This is a genomic window from Sediminibacterium sp., from assembly GCF_030695065.1.
GTDB lineage: Bacteria > Bacteroidota > Bacteroidia > Chitinophagales > Chitinophagaceae > Sediminibacterium.
Window position 1 is genome coordinate 246,531 of the sequence record NZ_JAUYTR010000005.1, and the last position, 13,163, is coordinate 259,693.

Below are 13,163 nucleotides of genomic sequence, written 5' to 3' on the forward strand. Positions count from 1 at the left end.
CGTTTTCTTCTTTGTAAAACCAAACCAACAAAAAAAAGCTATTTCAATTTCCACTCAAGTGGAATATTCATTCGTAGGGTAAAGTTTCTTCCCATATTAAATACGCCAGCACGACCTGTTACTAAATTATCTGCTGTGTATTTTAATCGGCTCAAGTGATTTTGATAAGCCACATCAGTCATATTATTCGCTGCTAAATTAATGGTAGCAAATGTTCTACCCTTGCTTTGGATGTCGGCACCAATTCCAAAATTGAGTAGAGAAAATCCTGCTGTTGCAGTTTCTGTATTATAAGTAGTGAATACCCTGTTTTGTGTAAACATATTATCCAACTCTAGCTTCAAGTAAAAATTCTTTAATGCGCCGTTGGCCGCTTTTGCAAAGTCTGCTCTTAATTCTGTGGTCCATCTTGCTGGTGGTATAAAAGGCAAGCGGTTGTTTCCTTCATAAGGCGTATTAAATTTTCCTGCTACATAAGAGAAAGTACTTGCCAAGTGTAACCAGTCTAATGGATGCGGATGTATATCTATCTTAGTTTCAAAGCCATACAATCTTGCATTGTTTTGTCTAAACTGAAATGCCATCATATCTTCTCCATCAACATTCACCAATGAATCTCCACCTGCCACACTACTCAACTTAGCATAGAAAATATAATTACTGATGCTATTGTAAAAAGCGGTTACTTGAAAACTAAAATGCTGGGTATTTACTTCTATTCCTGCATCTGCTTGTATAGATGTTTCATTTTGCAGATTTTGATCGCCATGTTCATACCTATTCGTTCCTTCATGGGTGCCATTGCTCGCTAATTCAGATACAGAAGGCGCTCTATAGCCTCTTGATACATTCGCTTTTAATGTAACTGCTTCTGATGCATTGTAGCTTACTCCAACAGATCCACTGATATTGCTAAAGGTTTTACTGAATGTATTAAACTTTACTTCTGTTCCTTCAGTGAATCCTTCACTGTTTAATTTTCTATAATCGCTTCTAAGTCCTCCACTCAAAGTCAATTTATCATTGAATGTTTTTCGTGTGTAAACAAATAAACCCGCGTCAAATAATTTGTATTCTGGAATCAATACCTCATCTGCTTTATTTTGATTTTGTTGCTGCATTCCGTTCACTCCAATACTGGTTTTCCATCCATTCATATCGGCAAAATGGTATTGAAGATTATAGTTAACAGTGCGCAAATCAAAATACAATTCAGGACTAGTGGGCGCTTCAGGGTCTCCAAATTCTTTTCGTTGGTTTCTTTGGTAGCCAATATTGAAGTTGAGTCTTCCAGTTCCTAAAGCAATATTATTGTCTAATGCAATTTTAAAATGATTAATTCCTTGTGAGGGTGTTTGCACGTTACGCGAATTCAAATCTGCATCAGTGGCAATTCTTTCTAATGGAGAACCTGCAAACAAAATAAACTTTCCTGTTGCATCATCTCTATCTCCTTCTACTAAGCCCAAATTTTGATTAAAATTACTTACCATCAAATGACTGTATCCCCATTTTTTATTGATGCCTATATATCCACCAAAATTTCTTTCATTAAATCGGCTTCCTAGCACACGACCATCGTATTTATTTTGATAATCTTTAGCAGTTTTAAACGATCCATACATATTGTAATTGAATCCATTTTTAAAATGACCGGCTGTATTAAAATTATTGCTGATTAATCCATTATTACTATTGGTAGATACATTGTAATTGGCTCTAATGCGGCCTTGTTCAACTGGTACATTCGTGATAATATTCACTACTCCACCCATACCATCACTTCCATACAATAATGAAGCTGGTCCTTTTAATACTTCTACTCTTTGCACACTGGCTTCATCAATTTCTATACCGTGCTCGTCGCCCCATTGTTGTCCTTCTTGTCTTACTCCATCGTTAATGGTGATGACTCTATTGTATCCCAATCCTCTTATGATGGGTTTGCTAATGGCTGGTCCAGTACTTAATGCACCAACACCTGGAACCAATTTGCTTAACGCATCTATAATATTGGTTGAACTTCCACGCATTAAATCGGTTTTTCTTACTACTGAAATAGCTTGTGGATTTTGCGAAATTCTTACTGCTGATGCAACACCTGTTACTGTTACTGCTTCGTGCTCTACTACCGATTGCTTTAAGGCAATATCTAACACTTGGGCTTGAGTAATGGCAATGGTTTTTAAGAATGCACTGTATCCCATAAAACTTACTTCTACTAAGTATTTGCCTGATGGAATCGTAAGTGTTTGATAACTACCATCGGATCCAGTGATGGTCCCCGTTTTTAATTCATGTAAATAAATGGATGCCCCCACCAATGGCTTACCCGTTTGCGCGTCGGTCACTTTCCCTTTTAATGAACCATTGGCCAAAGCGGTGGCTGTAATTGAACCCAAAAAAAACATCGTCAAAACAACAGATTTCATATACTTCTTTTTTGCTACTATGTTGCAAATATAGGGAAGCATTTGAATTTTTACATCATTGTTGCAAATATTTTTTCGGGTAGATTTTACCTGACTTTTAGCATAGGCCGCACTTGCTGTACAGATAGGTTTTGAAAGCGGGCATAATAGACTCCTGTTGGCAAAAATCCACTATTGAATGTGACGGTATAGGTTCCTGCGGGGTATTCTTTATCGGTCAATACTGCCAATACCCTGCCACTGGTATCAATGATTTGAATTAAGGTATGTCCACCCGCGGTTTTGAATGTGATGACGGTGCTGGATGTAAATGGATTTGGATAATTGCTTACCAATTGCTCTGTTGCCAATGGTTGTGGCTTCTTACATGCTGCTCCACTTACCAATGGTAGGTTCTGGTAATTCTTTAGCATGATTTGTTGCAAATCGTTGTCGTCTACACATAACCAATTGCTCAATAGTGTAGAATACACCGATCTAAAATCGTATTGAAATGGAACGTTGTCGCCCACTCCCACACTTGCGCCAAAATTGGGAGTATTACCCGTAACTCCTCCAATTACTTGTTTACCAAAAACAAATACGGGTGCGGCTGCGCCGTGATCGGTGCCGCTACTGCCATTGCTCTTGATGCGTCTTCCAAACTCAGAGAAAGTCATTCCTACTACTTTATCATCTACTCCTAAAAATGCCAAGTCGGTTTGAAAGGCTTTAATGGCATCACTCACTCTTCCTAATAATGTGGCATGTGTTCCAGTGGTTGTATCTGCCGCATTTACCTGTGATGCATGCGTATCAAAGCCTCCGGTACTTACCATATACACCCTGGTTTGTAAGCCCCCTTTTATTAGTCGGGCAACAATTTTTAATTGATCACCCAAAGAATTATTGGTTGGATAAGTTGATTGTGTAGGCACTTTTGCAGCTGCATCTTTTATGACTGTTGCATACTGCTGCGTTTGTTGGGTGATCTGTCTTATATAAGTTAATTCTTTTCCGGCAGGTGTTGCTGGTGCTGGATCTTGTACGCCATTAATCAGGTTATAAAAATTACTAGTGTTGCTGATGCTCATGGCCATATTCACCGAAGGTCCTTGCATAGTAAGCGATGTAGCCGATCCTATTTGTATAGCCAATGGATCTTTCATGCTTGCATTGGGGTATCCAGTTGGAAAATTAGGATACTGATAATCTAAGTATCTGCCAGCCCATCCACTGTTTACCACCGTATTAGAATCACTGGCACTCATCCAAATATCGGTTGCCCTAAAATGGGAAAAGCTCGGTTGCGGATAGCCTACTGATTGTATAATATTTAATTTTCCATCGTTGTACAAACTTTGTAACCCGGTCATGGCTGGATGCAATCCCGCTTTATCTACGCCTGATAATTTTAAAACTTTATTTTCTGGAATAAAAATATTGGAGCGGGCATTGGCATAGTTCGCAAAATTTTCTAATGGAATAATTGTATTTAATCCATCATTGCCTCCATTCAATTGTATAAGTACTAAAATATGATCGTTCTCTTCTGCTTGCATTTGTAGTGCCGCGGCAAAAACTGAAGATGCACCAAATACCTTGAACGAAAATCCACTCACCAAAGAGGGAAGCAATATACCTGCTGGTACAGTATTTTTTAAAAAGTCTCTCCTTTTCATATAAGTGGTTTTAGGCGAGTTGGTATTCGGCTAGGTTCATTAAATATTTGATTAGGTCGCGTACTTTATTTCGGACGGTTGTGGCATTAGCAGTATTACCGGGTGTGCTAATAAATAAATTCCATGCATCCGTCCAATAATGGTCACTGGTTTGTCCACTCAATAATATATCTCTTTTTAATTGTGCCTTTGATGCATCGGAAATATCTAACCTAAACATATGGGCAGTTAAATCGTTAATCAATATATTCGGATCGGCAGGATTGCTAAGGGTTCTAACAAATGTGACCCCATCTATTTGAATTCGTTTTCCGCCAAAACTATATCCACTCACAATCATGGTATCGGTAAACTGATTGCGCTTGGGAAGGGTATCGCTGTTGATCCATATTTGATAAAACTGTGGCTCTTGGTAATATGCTTTCCAACCACTTACATCGGGTGGGTCTCCAATATTTTGTTGCATATTACTTACCCATGTAACCATATAATTCCAATGGGCGTAATTGGTTACATAATCAGTTGAAGGTGGAAACTGAATATTAAATTCTCTACACATGCCTACTACTAAATCTACCGGGCTTTTAATTTGACATCCACGAGAAAGTGTATCAAAAAAATGTTCGCTTTGTAGTAAAGCTTGTAATACTGGTTTTATTTCATAATTATTACTTCTAAAAATATTGGCAAGCGGTGTAATAATATTGGATTCTACCGATGCATCAATATCATAGTAAACAAACCATCTGTAAATACGTCGGCAAATATATTTAGCTACTTCCTGCACATTAAAAATCATATTCAACATATCGTCTAACTCCAAATCTCCTGCAGTTGCACCTGTTCTTCCTGTAATAACAGTGTTATTATAAAAAGAAGAGAAAGCCTTTGGATTGGTATCGTGTCTGGTAGCATCAAAATAGGCAATCATGGTGGTGTTGTTATTCCTCCATCCCGTCAAAACCCTTGCTGCTGCTTTAACATCGGCTTCTGTGTACAATGAGTCTGGTCCCTTCCCACAACAAAATAATTCTTGTAATTCTCTACCATAGTTTTCATCGGGTGCAGTTCTTGTATTGAGTTGCCCATTCAAATAAACCAGCATGGCAGAATCTACAGTAACAGCTCTTGTAAGCACTTTGAAATTTCCCAATGCATATGTTCTTAATAACTGATGGTGCCTATAAACATATTGTGCATTACTAATATCATTAGACTCAGTAGCAAAATGATTGTGCCAAAACAGTGTCATTTTTTCTAGTATTGACCTGTCTTGGTTAATCATTAAACCCATCCACCATTTTTTAAATGAAGCCCTTCTTTGGCTTTGCACCGTTCCATCATTATTTAAATCACCCACCCATGTACTGCCTAGTGCAATTGCAGTATCAGGTGCCGATGCAGTAGTGGAAGTGGTGTATTCTTTTATTGGGGGAGCTGGGGCTGTAGTTATTGGATTCAGTATTTCATTTAGCACAACCGCTAAAGATTTTCCGCCAAAATAAGTCAGGTCGGCCTTACTAGCGCCAAACATGGTCCGCTTAAGCAAATGTTGTAATTCAACCTGGGTAAAACTACCAGAATAGGGCGTTAAACCAGTAAGGGGTGGTGGGGTAAATGAGTTATCCATATGCAGAATTGGTAATCGTATGATGCTAAATAAAGCTTTTATGCAGCTTTTTAACATTAAAATTGTCTTATATTTAGGGAAATAAAACCCCCAAATGACCGAGCAAACCATTCTGGTAGGCTGTTTAAATAACGATCCCTCCGCACAGCGGGAACTGTACAATAGATACAGTCCTAAGATGTTGAGTGTATGTTATAGATTCGGCAATAGCAGAGAAGATGCAGAGGACATGTTGCAAGAAGGCTTTATCAAAATCTTTACGCAAATACATACATTTCAGAACAAGGGTGCATTTGAAGGTTGGATAAGAAGAATCATTGTTCATACTTGTATTAATTTTCTAAAGAAGAATAAAAAATTCAGCAACAGTATAGATCTTGACCAGGCCGATTATTTAGAAGTAAAAGAAGAAACCATGCCTTCAGTAATGCAGGCAAGACAAATTATAGAGTGTATTAGACAACTGCCTTTAGGATATAGAACGGTTTTGAACTTGTACGCAATGGAAGGGTATAGCCATAAAGAGATTGCTGATATGCTCGATATAGAAGAAAGCACTAGCAGAAGCCAGTACACTAGAGCAAAAGTGATGTTAGAAGGAATTTTAATTAAGAAAAGAATTATAGAACAACCAAGAGAGCGTTTCAATTGGGCGGCTGCTTTTAAGAAGTAGCATTTAGTATATGGATCGTAAGTATTACCAAGACAACGAATTTGAGCAATTCTTGCAAGAAGAGCTGAAGGACCATCGCATGTATCCTGCAGATGATGCGTGGAAAAATATCCGCACTCATTTGCACGGTAATCCTGCTTGGCCTGCACTTACCGTTATTTCGTTACTGGTAATTGTTAGTTTAACTATTTCTACTTTATTAATTGCCCCCTCTGCAGATCGTTTCAAATTTGTTGCCACTACCACTACTAAAGTGAGCAAGCCAGCTGTTGAAACCCGCATGCACGCCCCTGCTCCTAAAGAAGCTTACTATCAAGCAATTGAACCCAATCATATAACAGAGCAAACCATAACTCAGCTAAGAGAGCCTGTTGCAACTGTTCCTACTTTAGCCAATCCTGAATGGCAAATGGCCCATACTATTATTAGTAGCAGTGCTATTACAACTGTACCAACAATAAATGAAGAACTGATTGCAAATAACGAAGCCAAAAAAGAAATAGAAGTATATGAAGAAGTGCTTCCGTTGGCATTAAAATTAAACGCAACAGAAACCATTTCGAGCTCTGCTGCTCTTGCTGGCATTGGACAATTACAATTGGCTAAATCTGCGGAAGAAACATCACTGAGCATTAATTTAAATGATGAAAAACGAACTCAGCCCATTAATAATGCTATTAGTTTACCAATTCCTAATAAGCGCATAGGATTTCAGTTTTATATAACTCCTTCAACCAGCTATCGCTCTTTGTCTGATGCTCAGGTTAAAGAAATTATACAACCAACTAATATAGCAGCTGCCCAAAACGTACCATTGGCACTCAACTATACAGCAGGAGTTAATGACGTAGTCCGTCATCGCCCTGCAATGGGCTTAGAAGTTGGATTGGCAGCACTATACAATATCAATTCAAAACTTAAATTTAAAACGGGAATTCAAGTAAATATTCGCCAATACCATATTGAAACATTTAAGGCCAATACCGGTTTGGCAACTGTTTCTTTAATTAACAATGGCAGTGTAGAAAACTTAAACATGTTCTCGAACTATAATAATTCAGGTGGCTATAAACAAGAGCAATTAGATAATAAAAGTTTTCAAGTTGCTTTACCTGTAGGTGTTCAGTGGGATATCATAAAAGGAAAACAATTTGGTATTAGTGCAGAAGCAACAGTACAACCCACTTATTCTTTTAACTCAAGTGTATTCTTACTTTCTACCGATTTTAAAAACTATACCGATGGCAATGAATTTGTACGCAGGTGGAATATCAATACCAGCGCAGGCATTCACGTAAACTTCAAATCGGGCTCCAATCTTTGGCAGTTAGGCCCTCAAATTAGGTACCAACATTTGCCTACTTACACCAACCGTTATCCAATTAAAGAGTACCTAATGGATTATGGTATTCGCTTGGCGTTTACTAAGCAACGCTAATTGCGCTATTTTGGATAGTTTTGTTGCATGAATATTTTTCTTCGTATTGGTTTGTTTTGCTTTTTCTGTTGTGGAATTGTAGCTTGTAATAACAATAAGACCGCTAATACTTCTGCCAATAAAGTAGCAGCAGACACCGCTCAATTTTATCCAGTTGCCAATTTTATTGCAGATGAAATGAAATATGTAGACCTCCGCAATTTTACTATTGTAGAAAAAAAATCCAATTTAAAAGATACCAGTTCACACGAAATCAGCAAAGACGATTTTCTATCGGCTGCATCTGTTATACTACAACAAGCCCAATGGTTCATGTCTAATAAATATTTATTTAATGAATCAATATTCCAAGACCTAGGCACAGAAAGTTATACCATCAATTACAGTAGCACTAAAGCCCCAATAAAAAGCATTGACTTGCTTTTGAACCAGCAAACTAATTTGCCCAAAAGATTGTTTATACGAGTAATTCAACAAGTGGGAGATACTACTATTACCGAACAATACAGCTGGATAGCCAATAAACAATTTGTTATCAGCAGTTCTAAGAGAACACAAAATGGCTTTAATGAAAGTAATAGCAAGGAAATTAGTTGGAAAAACCAGGAACAATAATGACGCAAGAAGCTTTTCAACAAATAGCACATACCATTCCTTTACAACCTGGTATTTACAAATACTTCGATAAAGAGCATACGCTTTTATATGTAGGAAAAGCAAAAAGTTTACGCAAAAGAGTCAGCTCCTATTTCAGTAAAAGTTTTGTTGGATATAAAACACATGAACTGGTTAAGCGAATTCATCAAATTGAATTCACTATTGTAGATTCTGAACAAGATGCTTTTTTATTAGAGAACGCTTTAATTAAAGAATACAAGCCAAAGTATAATATTGAATTAAAAGACGACAAAACCTATCCTTATATAGTAGTAAAACGCGAGGCTTTCCCTAGGATATTTTTAACGCGAAGAAAAATAAATGATGGGTCAGAATATATTGGCCCCTTTACCTCTGCGGGAAAAGTTAGAGAGCTCATTGAATTTGTAAAACAATATATTCCATTAAGAAGTTGCAAGCTCAACTTAAGCAAGGAAAATATTGCTGCAGGAAAATTTAAAGTCTGTTTAGAATACCATTTAGGTAATTGCAAAGGGCCCTGCGAAGGTTTGCAATCGTTGGAAGATTATCAAAATGGCATTCAACAAATGCGCAATATTTTAAAAGGAAACCTGGGCTCGGTGATTGCGCAGTTTAAAGAAGAAATGCAGCAATATGCCATGGGGCTTGAGTTTGAGAAAGCCGAAATGATTCGAAAAAAGATTGATCATTTAGAAAATTATCAATCTTCATCTGTGGTAGTAAGCAAGCATTTAAACAATATAGATGTATTTAGTATTGCCAAGGACGACAACAAAGCCTATGTGAACTATTTGATGGTTCAAAATGGAACCATTGTACAAACCCACTCGGTACCTATTGAAACTAAATTAGAAGAAACAGAGGAAGAAGTATTGATTTGGGTAATAGGCGAGTTACGCAACACATTTAATAGCATGGCTAAAGAACTAATTGTTCCCTTCCCTATTGAATATCCTGACCCCTCTATTATCATTACCATACCCAAAGCAGGTGATAAGAGAAAACTATTAGACCTCTCTTTAAAAAACGTGGCTTACTTTAAAGAAGAGTTGAGAAAGAAAAAAATGTTACGATTGGAGGGCAAAACGGATGATGAGCAAAAAAAGGTATTGTACGAATTACAGCATTACTTGCAATTAAATGAAGTACCACTTCATATAGAATGCTTTGATAACTCCAATTTTCAAGGTGCTTATCCGGTGAGTGCAATGGTTTGCTTTAAAAACGGCATTCCGGCCAAAAACGACTATCGCAGGTTTAATGTAAAAACGGTTGAAGGCATCAATGATTTTGCAACCATGAAAGAAGTGGTTTATAGGCGCTATAAACGCTTGAAAGAAGAAGACTCGCCTTTTCCTCAATTAGTGATCATAGATGGTGGAAAAGGGCAATTAAGCTCTGCAATGGAGGCTTTTAAAGAACTTGACTTAATTGGTATTACAACAGTGGTTGGCTTGGCCAAAAATGAAGAAGAAATATTTTTTCCAGGAGATTCAGAATCATTTAAACTACCCATGAGTAGCGACTCCTTAAAATTGGTCAGAAGAATTAGAGATGAAGTGCATCGCTTTGGCATTACGTTTCATAGAAACCAACGTTCTAAAGGCACATTTAAAAATGAATTGGAACAAGTGCCTGGCATTGGCAAAGCAACTATTGATGAGTTATTGCGCAATTTTAAATCTGTAAAAAATATTAAACTTCAATCGGAACAAGCGTTGGCATTGGTGGTTGGAGTAAATAGAGCAACCATTCTAACGAAGTATTTTAAGGGGAAGGAATAAAAAAAGGGCCAGGATAGAAATCCAGCCCCGTTTTTAAAATCCAATATCCTATGAAAAACCGAGGTGAAATTACAGTTTCCTCCATAAAATATAAAAAAAACTTTATCCATTTACTGTGAATAAGATTTTTTAATTCAAAAAGGGGCTAGAAGCCCCTTTTTGTTGAAACAAATAATATTAAATAGACTTAATAAGCCCACAAATCTTGCTCGTAATTCATAATCTTAGATTTGATATTCTCCCCTTCTAATAATCGGAACAAAGGGTCTTTAATAAACGCGCTTAATGATTTATCTCCAGGGTTATTAATGGTACTCTTGATGATATAGCTACTGAAGAAACGGCTTTCGAATAATTCTTCCCAAGTCATTCTTGCTGCAATATTTTTGGGATTGTACACGTCAAATTTTGTTAGAGAAGCCCTGATATCTGGATAATATACCCAGAATAAAACCCTTGGTAAAGACTTGCCAGCAACTACTTGCTTGGCAATTGGCGCAATACCTAGAATGCGGGTAAACATCCTGCTGCTTTCTTTGTCGAAAATGATTTGTTCTTTAATTCGGAAAGTATACACTGAATCAGGACTAAACTTAGGTTTCTTAGTAATAACTTTTTCAACAGCTCCAGTAGCAGGATCAACTACATCAACAGTGTCTAAAGCACCACTAACCATAGACATCACATAAGAAGTGGTAAGCGGGGTGGTGAATCGATCGTTGTCTGATGAAAAAGCTGTAACACTATCATTTTTAATTGCACTCAACAATAAAGAGAAAAAGCGTTGATCACCATTATCATCTTTACCTGGATACATAAAAGATTGATTTATTTTTTCTCTTGCATCAATCTCTCTCCAAATAAAATGACTAAATACCGCATCGTCTTCGCGTAAGTCTTCGTATTCTAAAGGCTTGCGATCTCTAACTTGTGTTCTTAGCATAGCATAATTGTTTCTTAACGAAACCTCAGGCTTTGCATCAAAACCACCTTGAACCGTAGTATCAAAACTAAAAGTAACAGGTGCAGTAGGATTAGTGGTAGTAGTACCTGTTCCTAAAGCAGTATTATTGCTATTTCTATACCTTGATGTTCCTGTAACAGCTTGAGCAGGTACAATAGTAGTGTCGGCAGCAGGATTAACTTGGTTGATATTATTTTTTGCAGCTGCGTATTTTGAAGTGGGCTTTTTAGCAACTGGCTTAGCTTTTGTGGTAGCTGGCTTTGCAGCACTTGCAGCAGGTTTTGTAGTGGTAGTTGCAGGCTTTTTATATTTAGACTGCGCCATTGCACCCATTGCTACTACCAAGGCAGTAGTCATTAATAATCCTGAATAAACAATCTTTTTCATACGCACAGTTATTGTAGAGTAAATGAAATATTTTGATCCAACAATCTGGTTCCACCAGGTCCGCTCACTTTAATTTCGTCAATCACCACGGTTGATCCAGCTTGACATTTATTTAATAAGGCCTTTGCTTCTGCGTTAAAATATGCTCCTGATACTTCTGCAATTCCAAATCCACTTTCTTCAAAGCCTCTTCCAGTACAAATCAACGTAAAAGAAACAACTTCATATTTTACACCTTCAAACACAAAGTCTTTTAAATCTGCAACAACTCCACGCTGTACCCTGAATGCATTGGCTACAATAGGTCCACCTCCTTTACCACCAACCGTTGCCAAAGGGTTGGGAACACGCTTAATAGGTATAACAATCTTTTGAGTATTCTTACCATCTGTTGCGTTCACTGTAGCAGATCCTAAAGCAGAAGCTGTTACAATATATTGACCAGGGCCCTCTTTACGGAATCCAATTCCTGCTCCTTCAATAGATACATTCACTTTCTCGTCTCCACTTCCACCTGTTACACTCAATGGGTTTTCTAACCCTTGATAAAACACACGCGTTTTATCGGTAGATACTACTAATCCTGAAGGAACACCTACGGTGTATTTAATTTCTTTAGTAACTGATGCCGTTGTGCCATCTGGCTTTACAAAGGAAATTGTTACGTTTTTAGAACCAGTTCCGCTAGGTCTAAATTTATATTCGAATGAACCATCTGGTGTAGGGGTTGCACTAGCACCATCCACAGTTACTCTTGGTTGAGAAGCACTATTGAAAGCACCCACACCAGCATTAATAATAATTTCTTCACCAGGCATTACATAGCTGGCGTTGGCATTGGCAATTGCCTGAAATTGGTCATACACTAATTCTACCTGTCCTATTTCTTTATGACAAAATTCTACCGCCTGAGATTCACTATTCTTAATATCATTTTGAAACTTACTTAACATGGTAATACCAGCAACAGTAGGCGTCATATGAAAGAAAGTATAAGCCCATTCTTCTTTATCTTTTTCACTTTTGACAGCAGGTAAATCTAAAGGCAAGTTGGTTCCAATTGCAGCAGCCATTTCAGGATCTATTTCTAATAATTGCTTCTTAAAATTAGCTAACTTATCAAATAATTCCTTTCCCTTTCCTTTACCAGAAGGGGGTGCAGATACAAATAAACGAGTAGCGGCATCTAAATCATCTTCTTTAAAATCTTCTTTGCCATCTACCATTTTAAGCCCCGATTCTTTTTTTAATTCCGCTTTTAGCGCTTCAATATAATTGTACACTTCATCAGAAAGTTTTTTGGCAGTTTGGGCTTTGGGTAACCAAATTTCTGCCTTTTCTCTGGTAGTTGGATCTTCGATTTTTTTCTGGAACGATTTAAAAATTTCTGAATTCTTTTTCTCCGCAACACCTGTTGCTGTCATCAGGCTTTTGTCTACGGTTTTAAAAGCATTCAATATTTCTGAAGAAACGTTCAAAGCAAGCAAAGCCGTTAACACGAGATACATCATGTTAATCATCTTCTGCCGCGGTTCCTTGGGTAATGACATACTAT

Annotated in this window: 9 protein-coding genes; 4 read left to right on the forward strand and 5 right to left on the reverse strand. The window is 37.4% G+C overall.

The annotated features are described in order from the left end of the window. Positions 1-38: 38 nt before the first annotated feature. The 3 genes from Q8S25_RS01055 to Q8S25_RS01065 all read right to left on the reverse strand — a co-directional run bounded on the left by Q8S25_RS01055 (position 39) and on the right by Q8S25_RS01065 (position 5,723). The gene (locus tag Q8S25_RS01055; RefSeq protein ID WP_305534006.1) at positions 39-2,432 is read right to left on the reverse strand and encodes a TonB-dependent receptor; all 2,394 of its coding nucleotides are present in this window, start codon (positions 2,430-2,432) and stop codon (positions 39-41) included. An 86-nt stretch (positions 2,433-2,518) separates the two neighbouring features. Then, positions 2,519-4,093, reverse strand: a complete 1,575-nt coding sequence (locus Q8S25_RS01060; RefSeq protein WP_305534009.1) for a DUF1501 domain-containing protein — start codon at positions 4,091-4,093, stop codon at positions 2,519-2,521. Positions 4,094-4,103: 10 nt separating this feature from the next. Further along, on the reverse strand, positions 4,104-5,723 hold the full coding sequence (locus tag Q8S25_RS01065; RefSeq protein ID WP_305534011.1) for a DUF1800 family protein: 1,620 nt from the start codon (positions 5,721-5,723) through the stop codon (positions 4,104-4,106). A 94-nt stretch (positions 5,724-5,817) separates the two neighbouring features. On the opposite strand from Q8S25_RS01065, the gene Q8S25_RS01070 reads away from it, so the two are divergent. Genes Q8S25_RS01070 through uvrC form a run of 4 tightly spaced genes read left to right on the forward strand, consistent with a single transcriptional unit; the run spans position 5,818 to position 10,257 of the window. Further along, positions 5,818-6,396: an RNA polymerase sigma factor gene (locus Q8S25_RS01070; protein WP_305534013.1), complete on the forward strand. Its 579-nt coding sequence runs from the start codon at positions 5,818-5,820 to the stop codon at positions 6,394-6,396. A 10-nt stretch (positions 6,397-6,406) separates the two neighbouring features. Further along, complete coding sequence (locus Q8S25_RS01075; protein WP_305534015.1) at positions 6,407-7,834, forward strand: outer membrane beta-barrel protein; 1,428 nt, start codon at positions 6,407-6,409, stop codon at positions 7,832-7,834. 27 nt (positions 7,835-7,861) lie between these two features. Further along, positions 7,862-8,449, forward strand: coding sequence for a hypothetical protein (locus tag Q8S25_RS01080; protein ID WP_305534017.1), 588 nt, complete (start codon positions 7,862-7,864; stop codon positions 8,447-8,449). Then, complete coding sequence (gene uvrC / locus Q8S25_RS01085; RefSeq protein WP_305534019.1) at positions 8,449-10,257, forward strand: excinuclease ABC subunit UvrC; 1,809 nt, start codon at positions 8,449-8,451, stop codon at positions 10,255-10,257. Before Q8S25_RS01080 ends, uvrC begins: the two co-directional genes overlap by 1 nt. A 187-nt stretch (positions 10,258-10,444) precedes the next feature. On the opposite strand, the gene gldN is transcribed toward uvrC, so the two are convergent. Both gldN and gldM read right to left on the reverse strand, forming a co-directional pair. Next, positions 10,445-11,608, reverse strand: coding sequence for a gliding motility protein GldN (gene gldN / locus Q8S25_RS01090; RefSeq protein ID WP_305534021.1), 1,164 nt, complete (start codon positions 11,606-11,608; stop codon positions 10,445-10,447). An 8-nt stretch (positions 11,609-11,616) separates the two neighbouring features. Continuing rightward, the gene (gene gldM, locus Q8S25_RS01095; RefSeq protein WP_305534023.1) at positions 11,617-13,158 is read right to left on the reverse strand and encodes a gliding motility protein GldM; all 1,542 of its coding nucleotides are present in this window, start codon (positions 13,156-13,158) and stop codon (positions 11,617-11,619) included. Between the last annotated feature and the right edge of the window lie 5 nt (positions 13,159-13,163).